Source organism: Paenibacillus taihuensis (assembly GCF_003386535.1).
GTDB classification, from domain to species: Bacteria; Bacillota; Bacilli; order Paenibacillales; family Paenibacillaceae; genus Paenibacillus_Z; species Paenibacillus_Z taihuensis.
Genome location: NZ_QTTN01000002.1, coordinates 156,464 through 177,755, shown reverse-complemented (window position 1 = coordinate 177,755; position 21,292 = coordinate 156,464). Strand labels below are relative to the sequence as shown.

General features: G+C 54.6%; 16 protein-coding genes. 14 read left to right on the top strand and 2 right to left on the bottom strand.

Going from position 1 to position 21,292, the window contains the following annotated elements; genetic code table 11:
• The first annotated feature begins 24 nt into the window (after positions 1-24).
• The 11 genes from dnaK to A8990_RS02925 all read left to right on the top strand — a co-directional run bounded on the left by dnaK (position 25) and on the right by A8990_RS02925 (position 9,902).
• Positions 25-1,860 (top strand): molecular chaperone DnaK, encoded by a 1,836-nt coding sequence (dnaK, locus tag A8990_RS02975; protein WP_116187531.1) that lies wholly within the window; start codon positions 25-27, stop codon positions 1,858-1,860.
• A gap of 183 nt (positions 1,861-2,043) precedes the next feature.
• Complete coding sequence (gene dnaJ, locus A8990_RS02970; RefSeq protein WP_116187530.1) at positions 2,044-3,171, top strand: molecular chaperone DnaJ; 1,128 nt, start codon at positions 2,044-2,046, stop codon at positions 3,169-3,171.
• An 84-nt stretch (positions 3,172-3,255) separates the two neighbouring features.
• Positions 3,256-3,420, top strand: coding sequence for a YfhD family protein (locus tag A8990_RS02965; protein WP_116187529.1), 165 nt, complete (start codon positions 3,256-3,258; stop codon positions 3,418-3,420).
• A 17-nt stretch (positions 3,421-3,437) separates the two neighbouring features.
• On the top strand, positions 3,438-3,632 hold the full coding sequence (locus A8990_RS02960; protein WP_116187528.1) for a hypothetical protein: 195 nt from the start codon (positions 3,438-3,440) through the stop codon (positions 3,630-3,632).
• A gap of 154 nt (positions 3,633-3,786) precedes the next feature.
• The gene (locus A8990_RS02955; protein WP_116187527.1) at positions 3,787-4,116 is read left to right on the top strand and encodes a cupin domain-containing protein; all 330 of its coding nucleotides are present in this window, start codon (positions 3,787-3,789) and stop codon (positions 4,114-4,116) included.
• A complete protein-coding gene (locus tag A8990_RS02950) occupies positions 4,113-5,138 on the top strand; it encodes a Gfo/Idh/MocA family protein (RefSeq protein ID WP_116187526.1) in 1,026 nt (341 codons plus the stop codon). Before A8990_RS02955 ends, A8990_RS02950 begins: the two co-directional genes overlap by 4 nt.
• 159 nt (positions 5,139-5,297) lie before the next feature.
• A complete protein-coding gene (gene prmA, locus A8990_RS02945; protein ID WP_116187525.1) occupies positions 5,298-6,263 on the top strand; it encodes a 50S ribosomal protein L11 methyltransferase in 966 nt (321 codons plus the stop codon).
• 68 nt (positions 6,264-6,331) lie between these two features.
• A complete protein-coding gene (locus tag A8990_RS02940) occupies positions 6,332-7,039 on the top strand; it encodes a site-2 protease family protein (RefSeq protein WP_245995821.1) in 708 nt (235 codons plus the stop codon).
• Positions 7,040-7,163: 124 nt separating this feature from the next.
• On the top strand, positions 7,164-7,934 hold the full coding sequence (locus tag A8990_RS02935; protein ID WP_116187524.1) for an RsmE family RNA methyltransferase: 771 nt from the start codon (positions 7,164-7,166) through the stop codon (positions 7,932-7,934).
• A gap of 5 nt (positions 7,935-7,939) precedes the next feature.
• Positions 7,940-9,355: a tRNA (N(6)-L-threonylcarbamoyladenosine(37)-C(2))-methylthiotransferase MtaB gene (gene mtaB, locus A8990_RS02930; RefSeq protein ID WP_116187523.1), complete on the top strand. Its 1,416-nt coding sequence runs from the start codon at positions 7,940-7,942 to the stop codon at positions 9,353-9,355.
• Between the two features lie 121 nt (positions 9,356-9,476).
• Positions 9,477-9,902, top strand: a complete 426-nt coding sequence (locus A8990_RS02925) for an NUDIX hydrolase (protein ID WP_116187522.1) — start codon at positions 9,477-9,479, stop codon at positions 9,900-9,902.
• A 314-nt stretch (positions 9,903-10,216) separates the two neighbouring features.
• Here A8990_RS02925 and A8990_RS02920 read toward each other — a convergent pair whose 3' ends face one another.
• On the bottom strand, positions 10,217-11,206 hold the full coding sequence (locus A8990_RS02920; protein ID WP_116187521.1) for a Na/Pi cotransporter family protein: 990 nt from the start codon (positions 11,204-11,206) through the stop codon (positions 10,217-10,219).
• 119 nt (positions 11,207-11,325) lie between these two features.
• Between A8990_RS02920 and A8990_RS02915 the strand changes: the two genes are divergently transcribed.
• The gene (locus tag A8990_RS02915; protein WP_116187520.1) at positions 11,326-12,681 is read left to right on the top strand and encodes a class I SAM-dependent rRNA methyltransferase; all 1,356 of its coding nucleotides are present in this window, start codon (positions 11,326-11,328) and stop codon (positions 12,679-12,681) included.
• 102 nt (positions 12,682-12,783) lie between these two features.
• On the opposite strand, the gene A8990_RS02910 is transcribed toward A8990_RS02915, so the two are convergent.
• Complete coding sequence (locus tag A8990_RS02910; protein WP_116187519.1) at positions 12,784-13,077, bottom strand: CD3324 family protein; 294 nt, start codon at positions 13,075-13,077, stop codon at positions 12,784-12,786.
• A 489-nt stretch (positions 13,078-13,566) separates the two neighbouring features.
• Here A8990_RS02910 and addB point away from each other — a divergent pair, with 489 nt between their 5' ends.
• The gene (gene addB / locus A8990_RS02905) at positions 13,567-17,115 is read left to right on the top strand and encodes a helicase-exonuclease AddAB subunit AddB (RefSeq protein WP_116187518.1); all 3,549 of its coding nucleotides are present in this window, start codon (positions 13,567-13,569) and stop codon (positions 17,113-17,115) included.
• Positions 17,112-21,281, top strand: coding sequence for a helicase-exonuclease AddAB subunit AddA (addA, locus tag A8990_RS02900; RefSeq protein WP_116187517.1), 4,170 nt, complete (start codon positions 17,112-17,114; stop codon positions 21,279-21,281). Before addB ends, addA begins: the two co-directional genes overlap by 4 nt.
• Positions 21,282-21,292 lie beyond the last annotated feature (11 nt).

The following is a 21,292-nucleotide window of genomic DNA, read 5'->3' as shown; positions in this document are numbered from 1 at the left end:
GAGCCTTAAGGAGGAATTCTAATTATGAGTAAAGTAATCGGTATTGACCTTGGAACAACAAACTCCTGCGTAGCGGTAATGGAAGGCGGCGAAGCGGTCGTAATTCCAAATCCGGAAGGTAACCGTACAACGCCATCGGTTGTCGGCTTCAAGAAAGACGGCGAGCGTATCGTCGGCGAAGCGGCTAAGCGCCAAGCAATCACGAATCCAGACCGTACGATCAGCTCCATCAAGCGTCACATGGGCACAAACCATAAAGAAGTAATTGATGGCAAAGACTACTCGGCACAAGAAATTTCCGCAATCATCCTGCAAAAGCTGAAAGCGGACGCTGAAGCATACCTGGGTCAAACGGTAACGCAAGCGGTTATTACAGTTCCGGCTTACTTCAACGACAGCCAACGTCAAGCGACGAAGGATGCCGGCAAAATCGCAGGCCTTGAAGTGCTTCGTATCGTCAACGAGCCGACTGCAGCAGCGCTTGCATACGGCCTTGAGAAAACAGAAGATCATACGATTCTCGTATATGACCTTGGCGGCGGTACGTTCGACGTATCGATCCTTGAGCTGGGCGACGGCTTCTTCGAAGTTAAAGCAACTAGCGGCGACAACCGTCTGGGCGGCGACGACTTCGACCAAGTCATCATCGACTACCTCGTAAGTGAGTTCAAGAAAGAACAAGGCGTAGACCTTTCGAAAGATAAAGCAGCTGTACAACGTCTGAAGGACGCTGCAGAGAAAGCGAAGAAGGAACTGTCCGGTATGGTGACTTCGACAATCTCCCTGCCGTTCATCACCATGGTTGACGGCGTACCGCAGCACTTGGAGATGAACCTGACTCGCGCGAAGTTCGAAGAGCTGTCCGCAGCGCTTGTTGAGCGCACACTTGGACCAACTCGCCAAGCATTGAGCGATGCTGGCATGTCCCCAAGCGACATCGACAAAGTTGTTCTTGTCGGCGGATCGACTCGTATCCCGGCCGTTCAAGATGCAGTTAAGAAGCTGATCGGCAAAGACCCGCACAAAGGCGTTAACCCGGATGAGGTTGTAGCACTTGGTGCAGCGGTTCAAGCAGGCGTACTGACTGGCGATGTGAAGGACGTTGTATTGCTCGACGTAACTCCATTGTCCCTCGGTATCGAAACTGCAGGCGGCGTGTTCACGAAGATGATCGATCGCAATACGACGATCCCAACAAGCAAATCGCAAGTGTACTCCACATACGCCGACAACCAGCCTAGCGTAGAGATTCACGTGCTTCAAGGCGAGCGCCAAATGGCTGCTGGCAACAAAACGCTCGGCCGCTTCACGCTTGGTGACATTCCACTGGCGCCGCGCGGCGTGCCGCAAATCGAAGTTACTTTCGATATCGATGCGAACGGTATCGTTAACGTATCGGCCCTTGATAAAGGCACAGGCAAGAGCCAGAAGATCACAATCACTTCCTCCGGCGGTCTGTCCGAAGAAGAGATCGATCGCATGATGAAAGACGCTGAGCTGAATGCTGAAGAAGACCGCAAACGCCGCGATCTTGTAGAAGCGAAGAACAGCGCTGACCAGCTCGTGTACACAGTTGACAAGACGATTAAAGATCTTGGCGACAAAGTAGACGCAGGCGAAATCGCAAAAGCGAACGAAGCGAAAGAGAAAGTAACTGCAGCGCTGGCAACGGACGATGTAGAGCAAATCAATGCTGCGGCAGGTGCATTGACCGAAATTATGCAGCAGCTTTCGATGAAGCTGTATGAGCAAGCTGGCGCAGCAGGCGGCGCTGAAGGCGCGGGTCCTGAAGCAGGCGAAGCAAAAGGCAGAGACAATGTAGTTGACGCGGATTACGAAGTTGTCGACGACAAGAAATAAGTTAGGCAGTTTCGTGCAAACGGTGCGCCGTCCGAAAATTTTGGACGGCGCAGCCGTTTCTTGCTATGTCTAGAATTAATTAGCACTTGCTTGATCGTGCAGAATGTATTAGTTTTACACATAGTTGTTTAGCTTTGGGAGAGAGAAATCAGCGATTATACGGATACAGAAGGGGTGACGGTTTTGGCAGACAAGCGTGATTATTACGAGGTGCTGGAAGTTGCAAAAGGCGCTTCGGATGATGATATCAAGAAAGCGTACCGAAAGCTGGCGCGCCAATACCATCCGGACGTCAACAAAGCGGCGGATGCGGAGACCAAGTTTAAAGAAGTAAAAGAAGCGTACGACGTCTTAAGTGACGCGGGGAAACGTTCGCAATACGATCAATATGGCCATATTGATCCGAACCAAGGCTTTGGAGGCGGCGGTGCTGACTTCGGCGGCGGATTCGGCGATATCTTCGATATGTTCTTCGGCGGCGGCGGCGGTCGTCGCGATCCGAACGCGCCACAACGCGGTAACGATCTGCAATATACGATGACCATTGAATTCAAGGAAGCCGTATTCGGCAAAGAGACGGAAATTACAATTCCTCGTACCGAGAACTGCGACACTTGTTCGGGCTCAGGCGCGAAGCCGGGCACGAAGCCTGAGACATGTTCGACTTGCCGCGGTACTGGGCAGCAAGAGGTTGTTCAGAATACGCCGTTTGGCCGTATGGTGAACCGCCGCGCTTGTTCGACATGCAGCGGAACAGGCAAAATCATCAAAGAAAAATGCACGACATGCCATGGCGCGGGCAAAGTGAAGAAGCAGCGTAAAATCAACGTCAAGATTCCGGCCGGCGTTGACGAAGGCGCACAAATCCGCCTCAGCGGCGAAGGCGAGGGCGGTACCCGCGGAGGTCCATCCGGCGACCTGTATATCGTCATCCGCGTGAAGCCGCATGACTTCTTCGAGCGCGATAACGACGATATCTATTGCGAGGTTCCGCTGACGTTTGCGCAAGCGGCGCTTGGCGACGAGATCGAAATTCCGACGCTCACGGAGAAAGTGAAGCTGAAGATCCCTGCAGGTACGCAAACGGGCACGTACTTCCGCCTGAAGGGCAAAGGGGTACCGCGTCTGCGCGGCTACGGCCAAGGCGACCAGCATGTAAAGGTGACGGTTGTAACGCCAACGAATATGAGCGACGAGCAGAAGGAGCTGCTTCGCCAATTCGCAGGCGTAGGCGCGCCGGCGGGCGAAGTGCAGCATGAGCACCACGAGTCGATCTTCGAGAAGATGAAGAAAGCATTCCGCGGCGACTAGTCGGATCGCCAAAGCATAAGAACGAATCCAATGGTTTATGCTAACCTTCGTGTTTAACTTTTACTGAGCATGGAGGCGCAACCCATGAATAATCAAAACCAAAATCAAGACCCAGAGAAAGTGAATTTCGCCGACCTGCCGATCGGAAAGAACGAGGATGTCGAGTTCTCCGAGGAGCTGGCTGACGAAGCAGACCGTGTCGCCCAGCAGCGTGCGGCCGAAGCGGACGCGAGAGCCCAGAATCACTAAGGAGGCTCACGTGACGTATGACTGCGATGATTCATGCGACGTTTCAGGACGCAAGCGGTGCTCGGGAAGCGCAGGCGAAGCTGCAGTACCTTCGCGTACAGCAGGTTGACGGCGGCGAAGACGGCGCTTCGTTCACGGCTACCGTTGGCGATGAGCTCGTTGAACGGGCGATTCACCTGATCGAGCAGACCGGCGGAATGGCGATTATCTAGCTTAAGCAATAAGCACATAGATGCTTCCTGATGCGTATCCCGCATAAGGGAGCATCTTTTTTTTATACATATACAAGCGCTTACATCTGTGGCAAAATAGACATTGGGTTTCAATTTCCGTGCGCGGGCACATCGATTGTAGGAGGAGCAGCAAATGCCAGTTAATGTTTATAATAACACGCAGGTGTATCCCGAATGGAGCGAGCTTAGCCATTACGGCATCAATCATTTGAAAGTCGGCGATATCGTTCAACTACACTATCATGACGCCAATGAATATTGGATTATTATAAGCGGTAGAGGCACCTGCACCACGGAAGGAGATACGTATGAAATCGGTCCAGGCGATATGGTGCTGACAAAACGCGGCGATGAGCATTCCCTCGTCGTAACAGAAGAAATGGTTGCCGTTTATATTTACGGGATTATGCCTGAAGGCGGACGGGTCGGATACTTATTCAAAGGAGTTGACGACGTAAAATGACACTTAAACTTATTCAAGTTGGTCTTGGGATGCACGGTTTCGGCGTTGCGCAAGCGTTCGTTAAGCACTCGCCGGATTTCAGTTACGCAGGGATTGTTGAGATTAATCCGGCGCGTTTGAAGGAATGTGCCGCTGAGCTTGGCGTAGCCGAAGAGTTCTGCTACACCGATTACAAGGAAGCCTTCGCAGCGCTTGAGGCGGACGCTGTCTTCGTTACAGCCGCATCCCCTTATCACTACCCAATCTGCAAAGCGGCTCTTGAGCAAGGTTTGCATGTCCTAGTGGAGAAGCCGTTCGTGCTCGAGATCAGCGAAGCATGCGAGCTTGTCGAGCTAGCAAAGCAGAAAGGGCTGATCCTGATGGTCAGCCAGAACTACCGGTACCAGAATCACGTGCTCTCGCTCAAGAACGCAATCGGCGAAGTTGGGCAGCCGCTCTTCGTGCAGGCGCAGTTCTTCTATGACCACTTCGGCAAAGACTATCAGCAGGTGATGGACAATTTCATGCTGCTTGAAATGGCGGTTCATCACATCGATATGATCCGTTACTTGTTCGGGTCGAACATTCGCAGCGTATCCGGCAAGACATGGAACATCGAAGGCAGCATGTACAAAGGCCATCCGAACGTTCAAGCGAGCATGGAGCTCGACAATGGCATGCCGGTGTTCTATCTGGGCAGCCTCGTGTCCAAAGGGCTTTCATCGCCATGGGAAGGCGAGTGGCGTGTTCAGTGCCAAGATGGCTCCGTTCATCTAGGCGATCTCGGACAAGGCTACGGCGTCTACATCGTGGACCAGCAGCAGAACAAGCGGTTTATCTCCTACGAGGACGGCCCGCTGCCAGATTCGAAGCAAGGCATCCACAGCGTGCTGGCTGATTTAGCGGCACGAATTCACGATGGCGGAGAGCCGATGCTGTCAGGCCGAGATAATTTGTATACGCTGGCGGCACTCATCGCTTTCGCGGATTCTTCGGAGAGAGGTACGGTCAAGTATCCGGAGAGCTACATCATTACGAACTGATTTTGCATATTCATAACGACGAACAAGTCTCTGTACATCGAATGATGCGGGGGCTTGTTTTTGCGTGGAAAAGGCTATTTTTGCTTGGAAGCGTGCAACCGTGTAAAATAGAACCAATATAGACCAAACCAGATTGAAGCTTTAGGGGGACATATTCAAGTGAAATGGCATGAAATTACGATCTCGACAACCGAAGAAGCGATCGAGATGATATCGAACTTCTTGCATGAAATGGATGCAGACGGCGTATCCATTGAAGAATCAGGCACGCTCAATAAGCAAAGGGATACTTCGCTCGGCCAATGGTATGAGCATCCGCTTAACGATATTCCGGAAGGACATGCGGTCATTAAAGGTTATTTCTCGGAGCTGGATACGGATGTCGACGCTCTAATGACACAGCTGACCACTCGCATTGATGAGCTGCGTGAATTCGATATAGAGCCAGGCGAGTACTCGATCGCTAGAGCGATGGTCGACGAAGAGGATTGGGCAAATGCGTGGAAGACCTACTTCAAGCCAATCCGCGTATCGGAACGTCTGACCATTAAACCGACATGGGAAGAATACACGCCTTCGCCAGAAGAGCGGATCATTGAGCTTGACCCGGGCATGGCGTTCGGTACAGGCACGCATCCGACGACAGCGCTTTGCTTGCGTACGCTGGAAACAGTGATCAAGGGCGATGAGGAAGTCATCGACGTAGGTACAGGCTCGGGGATTCTCGCCATTGGGGCGATGCTGCTTGGCGCACGCCGCGTTCTCGCGCTGGATCTTGATCCGATCTCGGTCACCTCTGCAACGGAGAATACGCGTCTTAATAACCTGCAGGACGATATCCAAGTGTACTTGAGCGATCTGCTTGGCGTTCTGAACAGCGATCAGAAGCTGAACGTAACGGTTCCGGTCGATGTTGTTGTGGCCAATATTTTGGCAGAGATCATTCTGCTCTTCATCGATGACGTGTATGCTGCGCTGAAGCCAGGCGGCACTTACATCGCATCGGGTATTTGGAAAAACAAAGAGGAAGCGGTTGAAGAAGGCTTGCAGGCAGCAGGATTTACGATTGTCGACCGTCAGCGCGACCAAGATTGGATCGCGTTCGTAGCGAAGAAACCAGAATAAGCTGATGGGACTAGGCTTGGTCGATGCGGCTAAGCGAGCAGCTTATATTCATAGGAGGAAGCTAATCGGTGTCGGATCTGTTGTGGTATCCATTAAGCGATTTACCGTTTGTTTTTCTTGTTATTATGATCGCCTTTACGGTGCATGAGTTCGCTCATGCGTATTTTGCCTATATTTTCGGAGACCGGACCGCGTATGATGCCGGGCGCGTAACGCTCAATCCGCGGGTCCATCTCGATATGCTGGGGATTATCCTCATTCTGATCGCAGGCTTCGGCTGGGCAAGACCCGTGCCGGTTAACCGGGGACGCTTCAAGCATCCCCGGTTGATGGGTATCGTTGTTTCGGCAGTAGGACCGCTAAGCAACCTGCTGATGACGGCGATCGGGATTTTGGCTGTTTTCGTGCTCAATCAGACTGGCCTGCTGGATGCGGGATCGGTTGGCGTCCATCAAGCAATCGTTCATTTTCTGCACTATCTCATTACGCTGAATATCGTGCTCTTTATTTTTAACCTTATTCCAGTTCCGCCGCTTGACGGCTATCGCATCATCCAAGATGTGGTGCCGACTTCGGTACGCATTCGAATGGATCAGAACGTACAATGGGGCATGTTTATTTTCCTGCTTATCGTGTTCATTCCACCGCTTCGGGAAGCGACGCTTGATCCGTTATTTTCATATTCGAATAATATCATTCAAGGGATTATCGACTTCTTCAACATGTTCTTCAAGGAAGTGGACTGGAATCAGTTCGACGCCGATTTCTTCAAGTAGGGAGCGGGCCTTGGAAAATGTTTGACCTACCTAGCAAAGGGTCGTCAAAACGTGTATGATGTAGTTTGGAGTTTTTCGCGAGGGGTTTCCCTCGGATTGCACATTGGATAGAGAGGTTTGACCCATGCAACGATATTTTGTAACGCCGGAGCAGCTGAAGGACGATCGCGTTGTGCTGACCGGTGACGATGCCCATCATGTTATACGCGTGATGCGGATGGAAGCTGGAGACAGCATCATTGTGAGCGACGGCAAGTCGCGTGTCGCAGAAGCGGTCATTCGCACGCTCTCGCCGGGCAATGTTGAGGCTGATATATCAGAATGGCTGCCGGTTACCAGCGAGCCGCTCTGGTCCGTAACCGTCGCGCAAAGCTTGCCGAAGGGCGATAAAATGGAAATTGTCATTCAGAAAGGGACGGAAATCGGCGCAGTCAGCTTCGTGCCTTTCCAGTCTCAGCGAATGATTGTTCAATATGATGCGAAGAAGGAAGCCAAACGTCTCGAGCGTTGGGGCAAAATCGCGAAGGAAGCGGCGGAGCAAGCGCATCGCAGCCGCATCCCGGCGATTGAAGAGGTAGCGACGTGGAAAGAGCTGCTCGCGCTGGTCCCCACGTTCGATTTGGCGCTCTTTTGTTATGAGAAGGAAGGCGGAGGCTTAGGCTTGAGGGATGCGCTATCCTCGCAGCGAGCACGTCATAACTGGGGCAGCGAGGAGCGTAATATTCTGCTCATCGTTGGACCTGAGGGCGGTTTCACGGAGCGTGAAGCCGAAGAGGTAGAGGAAGCCGGCGCAGTGATCGTCGGTCTTGGCAAGCGAATCTTGCGCACGGAAACGGCTGCGATGGTTGGGCTCGCCTGCCTTATGTATGAATCCGGAGAAATGGGAGGCGTTTAACAACTATGCCATCGGTTGCTTTTTATACACTTGGATGCAAAGTTAACTTTTATGATACAGAAGCGATCTGGCAGCTGTTTAAGAATGAAGGCTACGAGCAGGTTGACTTCGAAACGACGACAGCTGATGTTTATTTGATCAACACTTGTACGGTAACGAATACGGGGGATAAGAAGAGCAGACAGATTATCCGCCGTGCGATTCGCCGCAATCCGGACGCAATTATCGCGGTAACGGGCTGCTACGCGCAGACGTCGCCTGCTGAGATTCTTGCGATCGAAGGCGTTGACCTCGTCATCGGAACACAGGACAGGGACAAGCTAATGAACTACATCACGGACCTGCAGAAAGAGCGCAGACCGGTGAATGCCGTTCGTAACATTATGAAGACACGCGAGTTCGAAGAGCTGGACGTGCCTGATTTTGCTGAACGTACTCGTGCTTTCCTGAAGATTCAAGAAGGCTGCAACAACTTCTGCACCTTCTGCATTATCCCGTGGTCGCGCGGTCTGTCCCGCAGCCGTGATCCGCAAAGCGTACTGAACCAAGCTCGCCAGCTCGTTGATGCAGGTTATAAGGAAATTGTCCTGACTGGCATTCATACGGGCGGTTATGGTGATGATATGGAGAACTACAAATTATCGGACCTGATTTGGGATCTCGACGGAATCGAAGGTCTTGAGCGTATCCGTATCAGCTCCATCGAAGCAAGCCAGATCGATCAGGATATGATTGATGTGCTGAACCGTTCGAGCAAAATGTGCCGTCATCTTCATATTCCGCTCCAAGCGGGCGATACCGGCGTACTGAAGCGCATGCGCAGAAAGTACACGACGGAAGAGTTCGCGGAGAAAATTAAGCTGCTGCACGAGGCGATGCCTGGCGTAGCGATCACGACGGACGTTATCGTCGGTTTCCCTGGCGAAACGGATGAAATGTTCGAGAACGGCTTCAAGTTTATGAAAGAGATGAACTTTGCCGAGATGCACGTGTTCCCGTACTCCAAACGTACGGGCACGCCCGCAGCGCGGATGGAAGATCAGATCGATGAAGAAGTGAAGAACGAGCGCGTTCATAAGCTGATCGATCTCTCCGAGCGGATGCAGCTTGAATATGCGAAGAAGTATGTCGGCGAAGTTCTGGACATCATTCCGGAGCGCGCGCACAAAGGCTCTGAAGGATCAGGTCTCATCATGGGCTACTCCGACAACTACATTCAGGTCGTGTTCGAAGGCTCGGAAGAGCTGATCGGCGAGCTGTGCAGAGTGAAGATTACGGAAGCTGGCGTGAACGAGTGCAGAGGACAACTCTTACGTGTTCTTGACGGGAAGACAGCTGCTGCTGATCGTCCTGAAAATGCGCGTTCGGCTGCTGATGCCGTAATAATTGAGCAGCCACAGCCGCAAGCGATGGAAGCTTAGTTACGTCGAAGAGCAACAGTAAACTTGCAGGGATTCTTGAGCTGCCGCTTTAGGGCGGTGAGAGAATCCTTGCTCTACATAACAAGCAATTTCATGAAGTGCGTAAGGGGGAACGAACGGGATGAAAGAAATTTCAGCAGGTGGAGTTGTGTTCCGCAAGCATGAAGGTGCGCTGCAAATTCAATTGATTCAAGATCGCTATGGCAAGATTTCGCTGCCAAAAGGCAAGATGGAGCCCGGCGAAACGGTTGAGCAGACTGCACTGCGTGAAATTGTGGAAGAGACGGGCATGGAAGGCGTCATTGTCGCGCCGATTGACCAGATCAAATATAAATACAACCACGAGGCGAAAGGACTTGTCGATAAAGAGGTGCACTACTATCTCGTGGAGGCGGTAGGCGGCAAGCTTCAGGCGCAGGTCGAGGAAATTCGCGGCGTGGAATGGTTCGAGCCATCCGAAGCGTGGAGAAGGCAGAAGCAATCCGGTTATAACAATAACGATCGGATTTTAGCGGGTGCGCTGAAACTGCTGGGGATTAGTGTGTAGAAGTAGGCCGTCGGTCGAAAACGAGTGAGAGTATCCCTAGGGGATACACATTGGCGAAAAACGCTCGAGAAGCGAGAAAGAGTATCCCTAGGGGATACACATATGCAGGATACACTCGAAAAGAGAGTAAGAGTATCCTTATGGGATACACATATGCAGAAAACGCCTAAAAAGCGAGAAGGAGTATCCCTGGGGGGGACGCATACGCAGGATACGCTCGAAAAGAGAGTAAGAGTATCCCTAGGGGATACACATTCGCAGAAAACCACAGCAAAAAGTGAAAGAATATCCTTGCAGATATTTTTTTCAGCTAGTCAAGCCGGCGTAAGCTTCCGCAGACTTGGAAGATAACAGAGCGGCAGTGCCAGCAGCGAGCTGAGCACGTTGAACAATGTCTGCGCGTGGGCGATCTGCCCCGCAGGCGACGGTGTGAACCAGGCTGCCGCTGCGCCGAGTTCGGCAGCGAAAGGCGCGAACAGCGCGGCACCGCCGACGTTGAGGAGCACATGCGATAGCGCGACGAACCGACCGGCGCGCGTGCCGCCGAGCGCCGCGATGACGGCGGTGACGCAGGTGCCGACGTTGGCGCCGAGCACAATCGCGATGCCGATCGGAAGCGGCATTGCGCCGGACTGGGCGAGGCCCATGACGATGCCGATGACGGCGGCACTGCTGTGTACCATGGCGGTCAAGACGATGCCCGCCGCCATGCCCCATAACACGCTGACCTCAGCCCGCGCGAGGAACTCGTGGAAGAATCGCGTAGATTGCACGGCAGGCGCAACGGACTGCATGAGGCTGATGCCGATAAGCAGCAGCGCGAACCCGCCGAGGACGACGCTCAAGCTGCGAAGCGGCAGCATGAACCGGCGAAGCCGGCTACGTTCCCCGCCGCTTCGGCTGCCGCCGAGCCCGAGCTCGCCGAATACGACAGTTGCGAGCCACAGACCAAGCGCTGACAGCAGTAACGGCCAGCCGAGCCGATTCAGATTCAGTCCGATGAGCTCGGTCGTTAAACAAGTGCCAATATTGGTACCAAGGATTAGGCCAAGCGTACGCGGGAAAGTAAGCACGCCTGCGTTAACAAGCCCAATGGCAATAACGGTAACGGCTGTGCTGCTCTGCAGGACAGCCGTTGCTGCTGTTCCGACGAGCATCCCCCGCAGCGGCGTCCGGGTAAACTTGAGCAGCACAACCTGCAGTCGGTTGCCCACGGCGCGCTGAAGCGCAAGCTCCATCGCTCGCATGCCGAGCAGGAAGAGAATGAAGCCGAGTGTCATCGGAATGAGGATTGAGCTAAGCATCGCAACTTACAGCTCCTTTCAGACGATCCGGATGGTGCCCAATATAAATACGTATGCGAGTTGCAGGACGAGCATGACAAGCCTCACGAACGCGATGCATGAAGAAAGGTGGAGATGGAATGGAACGGGCAAAAGCGGTCTTACAACGTGATCGCAAAAAAAGAATAGAAGCCGGACATCCGTGGGTGTTCGCAAGCGAGATCAATCGGGTGGAAGGCGAGGCGTCGCCGGGCGATTTGGTTGACCTGGTGACGCATCAAGGCAGGTACTTGGCGACAGGATACTGGAATCCGCGCTCGCAAATTACAGTACGTGTCACCTCATACAAGCAAGACTCGTCGATGGACCGAGCGTTCTTCGTGGAGCGGTTCAAACAATGCGCGCAGCACCGCAGCCGTTTCGTACAAGGTTCGGATTGCCGCATGGTCTACGGCGAAGCAGATTTCTTGCCAGGACTGATCGTTGATCGGTTCGGCGGAGTGCTCGTCGTGCAATTGCTGACCCTGGGAATGGATGCACGCAGAGACGACATCGTAGCTGCACTTGTGGAAGTGTTCGCGCCGCAAGGCATCTACGAGCGCAGCGATGTATCGGTTCGCGAGCTGGAAGGCTTGGAGCAGCGGACAGGCGTGCTCTACGGCGATTGCCCGCGGATCGTCGAGATTCTCGAGAACGGGCTCAAGATGGAAGTAGATATCGTGGAAGGGCAGAAGACAGGCTACTTCTTCGACCAACGCGAGAACCGCGCCTCGATCGCGCCGCTTATGCTCGGCTGGGGCGAACGCAGCGGCATAAAGCTTGCGCCATCAGTAGAAGAAGCAGAGAAGCTCGTACCAGTCAACGCCAACGGTAAAATCGTCACTTTCCCATACTGGGACGGCGCCACAGTGCTGGAATGCTTCGCGCATACGGGCAGCTTTACGCTTCATGCATGCAAATACGGTGCGAAGAAGGTAACTTGTCTGGACGTGTCCGAGCATGCCATCGAGACTGCACGTCGCAACGTCATCCGCAATGGATTCGAAGACCGTGTCGAGTTTGTAGTAGCGGATGCATTCGAGTATCTTCGCAGACAGGTGAAAGGTATTGAGGATCGGCAAGATCGTGCCGCAGGCAAAGGCGATACGTCGAAGCCGCTCAGCGACGCTGGCCGGAAGTGGGACGTCGTTATCCTGGACCCGCCGGCGTTCACCAAATCGCGCAGCGCGATTGAAGGCGCGGTCAGAGGGTACAAGGATATTAATCTTCACGGACTGAAGCTCGTCAACGAAGGCGGCTATCTGGTCACAGCGAGCTGCTCTTACCACATGCGTCCGGATCTCTTCCTCGAGACGATTCAAGCGGCGGCTAATGACGCGGGCAAGACGCTCCGTCTGATCGAATGGCGCGCAGCAGGCAAGGATCATCCGCAAATCGTCGGCGTGAACGAAGGCCACTATTTGAAATTCGGAATCTTCGAAGTGCGCAGCCGTTAATCGGAGATCGAGCACAGTTTAACAAGAAAACGTAAAAAGAGCCTTCCCGTTCCAGCCATTCGGCATCGATCAGGAGGCTCTTCTTTATTTATACAGGCGCCGCTACGGCGCATGAACGGCTGTATTTGCACTGCGTGTCTTCATAATGATCTTGCGAATGCTTTCGCTCGACAAATGATATTTCCGCTCCAGCTCTTGCACAGAGCTTCCACTCACATAATGCTGCAAAATCTCTTCATTTCTCCGCTTGATCATGACGCGGGATCCGCTCTTCTCGCCCCATGCAGCGCGTTCGCTGTGCGGCTTCGGGATGTACAGCAGCTCTCCCTGAATATAGTGCTGAAGCTCTTTCAGCAAATTAGGGGGCAGCACATCTTTTCCATTTTTGTAGTTCAAGGTAAACCTCCTTGTTCGTTTCGCCAGCTGCAACAACGACTTTGAAAGCCGAGTTCACCATGTCTTACACCCCCTAAAATTAATTAATATGGAAAAAACACGATCACACCAACGAAATCGTGCTTACGCATTCAGTATAAATGAAAACGGTTCAATCCGTCATCCTTTTTATGGTAGGAAAGGGAGGCAGCTTACGCCTCCCTCTTGAAAGTAACTTCCGCTTACGCGAAAGCCACCTCGTGTTGGTTGATCAATTGGATCATCTCCTTTCGTGAAGATTCGTCGGCCCCGACATCTATATTAACGCATACAAAGAGGTGCGCGAACAAGCGAAAGAACAGCTATAACCATTTGTTACGAATGGCTGATCAGTCCATTGCACAATTTACCTCGTCCAAATCAGAACAAATGTTTGCGTAATAGGGTGAAATGAGAGGAATGCCTATGGTAGAATAATAGAATCGAATACGGGAGAAAGGTGAGTGCTTCATGACGCTCCGTTTTGTAATCGGCCGCTCTGGGTCAGGCAAGACGCACCATTGTTTAAGCGAGATCAGAGAGCAGGTGCTGGCGCAGCCGGAAGGGCCGCCGATCGTTATTTTGGTACCGGAGCAAGCGACATTCCAGACGGAATACGAACTGCTTAACCATCCTCAGCTCAGAGGCAGCATACGGGCGCAAGCGCTCAGCTTCCGGCGGTTATCATTCCGGATCATGCAGGAGACGGGCGGCACGGCGCTCATTCCGATTAGCGAGAACGGCAAAAACATGCTCCTCTACAAAATCGTCCACCGGCTCGAGGAGCAGCTGCAGCTGTTCCAGGGTTCACATACGCAGCACGGCTTCATTGAGCGGCTTGGCGAGCTGATGACGGAGTGGAAGCGGTATGGCATCGATGCTACGCAGCTATCGGAATTTGCCATCCATCAGCTGTCGAAGAAGAGCAACTCGCTGCTCGGACGCAAGCTGAATGACCTGATGAAAATATCGGAAAACCTCGAGCAGGAGCTGCAAGGGCTCTATGTCGACGCCGAGGATTATTTGAGCTGGCTTGTTCGCGGCTTTCATCAAGCGCCTTCGATGGCGGATACGCAGATTTGGGTAGACGGTTTCCACGGCTTCACGCCGAAGGAATTTGACGCGCTCGCTTCGCTTATGAGGCACAGCAAGTCGATGACGGTCACGCTCTGCCTCGATAAACTCTACGAGCTGGGCGAGCAGCCGCATGAGCTGGACTTGTTCCGTCCGACAGCCGAGACGTATATGAAGCTGAGAGATCTCGCGATTGAAAATGGGGTGACGGTGGAGGAGCCGGTGTTTCTGGATGGGACGCCGTACCGTTTCCATGAGAATCCAATGCTTGCGCACGTGGAGCGTTTCTACGGCGGTCGCAAGCCTCTAACGCTTACCGAAGATCAGCTGCTTCATGGCGGAGTATCGCTTCATGCAGCGGCAGGGCGCCGTGCGGAAGTAGAAGCGGTAGCGCGGGACATTGTGCGCAGAGTGCGGGATGAAGGCGCGAGATACCGGGACTTGGCGGTAATGGTGCGCAATGCGCCGGATTACAACGACTATATTAAAGCGGTTTTCGCCGATTATGAAATACCCTACTTTCTCGATCAGAAGAACGCAGCGCTGCATCATCCTTTTGTCGAGTTCATTCGATCGGCATTGGAGATTGCTGTGCATGGCTGGCGGTTCGAGGCAGTGTTCCGCTGCATTAAGACGGAGCTGCTGATCCCCGAGGACGGCAGCTTAACGCGCGAAAGCTTCGACTTGCTGGAGAATTACGCGCTAGCCACAGGAATGAACGGCAATCGCTGGACGACGCTCAGCCAATGGAAGCCGCTCACGCGGGATACGCTCGAAGGCGATCCTATCGGAGCGGGTGAGAAGGAGCTGCGCGAATTCGAGGTTATTATGGCTGCGCGCGAAGCGGTCATTCCGGTCATTCGCAAGTTTACGAGAGAGCTGAAGAAGGCGGGCACGGTGCGTCAAATGTGCGAGGCGATGTACCGATTGTTCATCTCGATCGAAGCGCCGGATCGGCTGGAGCGTTGGAGCCGCAAAGCGATTGCGAGCGGCAATTCGCTGAAAGCGCGAGAGCATCGTCAGCTATGGGACGGCGTAATGGAGCTGCTTGATCAGCTGACGGAGATGACAGGAGCAGAAGCGATGCCAGTCGAGCTGTTCGCAGGCATGGTCGAGACCGGGCTTGAGAGCTTGAAGCTCGCTTCTGTACCGCCATCGCTCGACCAAGTGCTGATCGGCAGCATGGACCGGACACGTTCCGGCCAAGTGTCGGTCTGTTACTTGCTTGGCGCAAACGACGGCGTCATGCCGCAGCGGATGCAGGAAGACGGCGTCCTGACGGAAGCAGAGCGCGAGACGCTCGAATATGGCGGTCTTGTCATGGCGCCAGGCGTTCGCCGCAAGCTGCTTGATGAGCGCTTCATGATCTACGGTGCACTGACGACACCGAGCAAGCATCTATGGATTAGCTGGCCGCTGGCGGACGAGGAAGGGAAAAGCCTGCATCCGTCCGAAGTGATCCGGCACTTGAAAAATCTGTTCCCAGGCTTGCAGGAAGAGGGCGTCGCAGGCGAGCCGATTCCAAGCATGCCGGAAGAGGAGCAGCAGTCGTTCATGGCGCATCCCGAGCGAACGCTGTCTTATCTCATCACGCAGCTTCGCAGCTGGAAGCATGGCGGCGAACTAGCGCCGATGTGGTGGGAGGCGTACAACTGGTTCGCTGTCCGCCCTCAGTGGCAGGACAAGCTGCAGCGGCTCGTCGGATCGCTGCAATATACGAACGAAGAAGTATCGCTCTCGCATGAGACGGCGGATTTGCTCTATGGCAAGCTGCTGCGCGGCAGCGTGTCGCGAATGGAACGCTTCGTATCGTGTCCGTTCCAGCATTTTGCTATTCATGGTCTGCGGCTTCGTGAGCGAGACCTGTACAAGCTGGCAGCGCCGGACATCGGCCAGCTGTTCCATGCTGCGTTGAACCGCTTGACGGAAACGCTGGGCGACAGGTTCGGTGCGTATACGCCTGAACAGCTGCGACAGCTGTCCGCAGAAGTCGTCGGCGAGCTAGCGCAGCGGCTGCAATCGCAGATACTTTTCAGCAGCAGCCGTCATCAATATGTGGCGCGCAAGCTGCGCGACATTATTAGCCAGGCAGCGATTATTCTCGGCGAGCATGCAAGGCGCGCGCAGTTCCAGCCAGTGGGCCTGGAAATCGGCTTTGGCCCGGAAGGACCGCTGCCTCCGGTATCGATTCCGCTGTCTGGCGGAAGAACGCTGGAGATGGTCGGCCGAATTGACCGTGTTGACGCGGCGCAGACGACAGACGGTCTGCTGCTGCGCGTCATTGACTATAAATCGAGCGCCAAGCAGCTGCGGCTCGAGGAAGTGGCGTATGGGATGGCGCTCCAAATGCTGACGTATCTGGACGTCCTGCTGACGCATGCGCCGGAATGGCTCGGCCAGCCGGCGAAAGCGGCCGGTGCGCTCTATTTCCACGTGCACAATCCGATGCTCTCTTCCTCGAACGGCATGCTGCCGGCGAAGGCACAAACAGAGATATTGAAGCGGTTCAAGCTCAAGGGGCTTGTGCTCGCTGACGAAGATACGGTGCGCATGATGGATAATGCGCTAAATACCGGCTATTCCGAGCTGCTTCCGCTCGCACTGAAGCGGGATGGCGGCTTCTACAGCAGCTCCTCTGTCGTCTCTGACGATCAATGGGCGACGCTGCGCAAGTCTGTGCGGGGCACGCTGCGCCGGATCGGCGAGCGAATTGCTGGCGGCGACGTATCGATCACGCCGTACCGGCTCGGCGGGAAGACGCCGTGCCAGTTCTGTGCCTATAAGCCGGTTTGCCATTTTGATCCACTGATCGATGGAAACTGCTATACGAAGCTGAACAAACCGGGCAAAGACGAAGTGTGGGACCTGCTCGCTTCGGCGGAAGATGAAGAGTTCGAACCAGGCGAGAAGCCGAATGAGAAGGAACAGGAGGGGAATGAACAATGACGACGACAGCGATAACGAATATACCGCCAAAGCCGATCGGCAGCACATGGACGGATGATCAATGGCGCGCCATTGTAACGAGCGGGAGCAACATTCTTGTTGCCGCGGCTGCGGGCTCCGGCAAAACAGCCGTCCTCGTCGAGCGGATCATTCGCAAAATATCTGCGGATACCGACGTAGACAGACTGCTCGTCGCGACCTTTACCAAAGCGGCTGCCTCCGAAATGAAAGAGCGGATCCGAATCGCGCTCGAGAAGGAGCTCGACAAGAATCCGGGCTCCGACCATCTGCGGAGGCAGCTCGCCCTCATGGGGCGTGCGTCTATTACGACGCTCCACTCCTTCTGTCTGGATGTCATTCGGCGCTATTACTCGCTGATTGGGCTCGATCCGGGCTTCCGCATTGCGAACGAAACTGAAGCAGAGCTGCTGCGGATGGATGTGCTCGATGCGTTGTTTGAGGAGCGTTATGCAGCGGTGGAAAGCGAAGAGGGATTAGATTTCCTGGAGCTTGTGGAGCGGTTCGGCGGAGAACGCGGCGATGAGCCTCTCTATGCGCTCGTCATGAAGCTGTACGGCTTCTCGCAGAGCCATCCTTGGCCGAAAGCATGGCTGCAAGATACAGCGGCAGCATTCCGCGTGCGTGATGCCGAGGAGCTCGGGCGTACGGAGTGGGTGCAGAGCTTAGCAGATTCAGTGAACTTATCGCTGCAAGGCGCGCAGAGCTTGCTTGAACAGGCGATGGATATAACTCGACTGCCTGCAGGTCCTGACGCATATGCGGAGACGTTCCAGGATGACTTGAACGTCATTCATGCCCTGCAGCGCAAAGTGAACCACGAGCCGTGGGAGACGTGGCACGAAGCGTTCACGGCAGCAAGCTTCGGCAAGCTGAAGAGCCAGCGCGGGGGTGCATGCGACAAAGCGCTGCAGGAGCAGGCAAAAGATTTACGCGACTCGGTGAAGAAGATGATCGCAGATATGACCGACGAGCTGTTTACCCGCACGCCAGAGCAATTCGCTGCGGAACTGCTCGAGATGGCGCCGCTGATGGAGACGCTGGCGGGACTTGCCGATGAATTCGGCAACCGATTCGAAGCCGCCAAGCTCGAGAAAGGCCTCATCGACTTCGGGGATATGGAGCACTATTGCTTGCGGATTTTGCGAGACAGCTCGTCTACTCCGACGGAGATGGTCCCTTCGGCAGCTGCGATCGAATACCAGCAGCAATTCCAAGAGGTGCTGCTAGATGAGTACCAGGATACGAACATGGTGCAGGAAGCGATCGTCTCCTTGATCTCGCGGTCTGGCAAAGGCAATCGGTTCATGGTCGGCGACGTGAAGCAGAGCATCTATAGGTTCCGTTTGGCGGAGCCGGGCTTGTTCCTGCGTAAATATAAAACTTATTTGACTTCCGATGACATGCGGAAAGCGGATGTCAACGAGGATAGCGAGAAAAGTGCCGACACTGATCAAGAGTATGGCGTTCGTATCGATCTGGCACGTAATTTCCGCAGCCGCCAAGAGGTGGTCGACGGCGTCAACAATGTGTTCCGGGCCATTATGCGCGAGAAGGCAGCGGAGATGGATTATGACGAACGGGCCGAGCTTGTATGCGGCGCGTCATATCCGTCTGCTAGCGACGGCGGAGCACCTGAGCGCTATGCGGTAGAGTTCGCGGTTCTTGATAAAGGCAAAGGCGCAGGCAGTGCGGTCGATGAATCGGAAGAGAACAGCGATAGTGAAGGCGAAGTTGAAGGCGGAGCGGAACCGGCTGAAGATTTGCAGACGGTGCAGCTTGAGGCGCGCTGGATCGCTAGCCAGATTCTTCGATTGAAAGGCTTGCAGACTGCCGAAGGCGCTGCAATCGAAGAGCCATTCCAAGTTTACGATGGCAAAAAAGGGCGGAAGCGTCCGCTCGCATGGCGCGATATCGTCATCCTCCTGCGGGCTGACAAGCAGTGGGCGCCAACGATTATCGAGGAGCTTCAGCAGCATGGCATTCCAGCCTATGCGGAGCTGAGCAGCGGTTACTTCGAAGCGACGGAAGTAGAGACGATGCTGTCGCTGCTGCGCGTCATCGACAACCCGTATCAAGATATTCCGCTTGCGGGGACGCTTCGTTCACCGCTCGTCGGATTAACAGGCGAAGAGCTTGCGCTCATCCGGATCGCAGGCGGTCGAATCGCCTATTACGAGGCAGTTCGTCTCGCAGCGGATGATCCTTCGTTCCCGGAAGCGACACAACGCAAGCTCATTCATTTCCTCACTGCGCTTGAAGCGTGGCGGGAAGAAGCGCGGCAAGGCTCGCTCGCCGATTTGCTATGGCGCATTTACCGGGAAACCGGCTATTACGATCTCGTCGGCGGCATGACAGGCGGCCTGCAGCGGCAAGCGAACTTGCGCGCGCTGCATGACCGTACCCGCCAATACGAGGCGACGACGCTGCGCGGCTTGTTCCGTTTCCTTCGTTTTATCGATCGAATGCGGGAGAGCGGCGGCGACCTCGGAACAGCGAGAGCGCTGGGCGAGCAGGAAGATGTCGTTCGCATCATGTCCATTCATAAGAGTAAGGGGCTTGAGTTCCCAGTCGTGTTCGCGGCGGGGCTTGGCAAGCAGTTTAACAAACGCGATCTGACGAGTCCATTCTTGATGCACAAGCAGCTCGGCTTTGGGCCGCGCTATGTCGATACGGAGCTTCGCGTAAGCTATCCGACGCTGCCGCATTTGGCGATTCGCCAGCGGCTTGGCATGGAGACGCTCGCGGAGGAGATGCGGATTCTGTACGTGGCGCTCACGAGACCGAAGGAGAAAATGTTCCTTGTCGGCACGGTTGCCGATGCCGAGAAGCAGCTTCAGCGATGGGCGTCTGCAGTTGACCGCGACGGTCAGCTGCCTGACTTCCGCATTGCGGGCGCGTCCAAGTTTATTGATTGGCTCGGACCGCTGGCTATGGAGGCAGGCATTCCGATTGTGGTGGAGCAAGTCGATGAGGAATTAGCTCTTGAAGCACCGGAGAATGTGGTGGAAGAAGCGGCAGAGACGGTGCAGCCGCCGGAAGTTATGGATGAACTTAGCCGTCTTCGTGCGTTCAAGGATTGGAAAACGGCAGTCGTTCCAGCGTCTGTGCTGGGGCTTGAAGCAGCTGCGGCTGCCGCGGAGGATAGCGAAGCGATGATTGCTTTTGCAGAGCGGATGCAGGCTGTTCAATCACTCGTTCCGCTGCCTGCCTCAGAAGAAGCGGCTATCGAGATAGATCGGCGGCTTAGCTGGCGTTATCCGTACGCGGCAGCGACGACGACGGCGGCCAAAACGTCCGTAACCGAGATGAAACGGCTGCATGCCGAGATCGGCGAGGATGAAGCTGCGCTGTTGCTGCCTGAGATTGCTGAGGCGGCGAGCTTGGCGGATGCCGGAGGAGCGATAGAGCCGGACGAGGGTTTAGAGCTGGAAATGGCGCCGCACGAAGAAGTAGGGCAGGCAGGGCAGGTAGAGCTCTTCTTCGATGAGGAGGCAGCAAGCCTTGTTCATGAGGAGAAGCCTTCAGCCGCGGCCGAGAGAAAGTTTGAAGCGACTGCGCCTAGAGGCGGTGGCGAGTATACGTTCCGTCTGCGTCGTCCGAAGTTCATGGAAGAGGCTTCGCTCACTGCGGCGGAGCGGGGAACCGTGAGCCACTTGGTCATGCAGCATATCCCGCTGACAGGCGAGGTGTCTGAAGAAACGGTTCGTCAAGCCGTCCAGCGTTTGCGAGAGCAGACCATGCTGTCTAAGCAGCAAGCCGATGCGGTTGATATCGCGGGCTCGGCGGCATTTTTCGAGAGCGGGGTTGGCAAACGGTTGATGGAAGCGAAGTGGGTGCGGCGCGAGACGCCGTTCAGCGTGACTTTCCCGGCTTCGCGTGTTTACCCGGGTTCGGAGAAATCGCTGGAGGAAGAGCCGATTCTTATCCAAGGGGTCATCGACTGTTTATTCGAAGATGAGCAAGGGCTCGTGCTGCTTGACTATAAAACAGACCGGATTCAGATGAAGCAGTGGGAGCAGGCGGCTGAGCGCCACCGGTTCCAGCTGACGCTTTACGCGGAAGCGATAGAGTCGGTCATTGGCCGAAAAATCAACGAATGTTACGTGTTCTTCTTCGATGGGGGACGTGCGATAAAATTGTTTTAACGAGGGGGAGG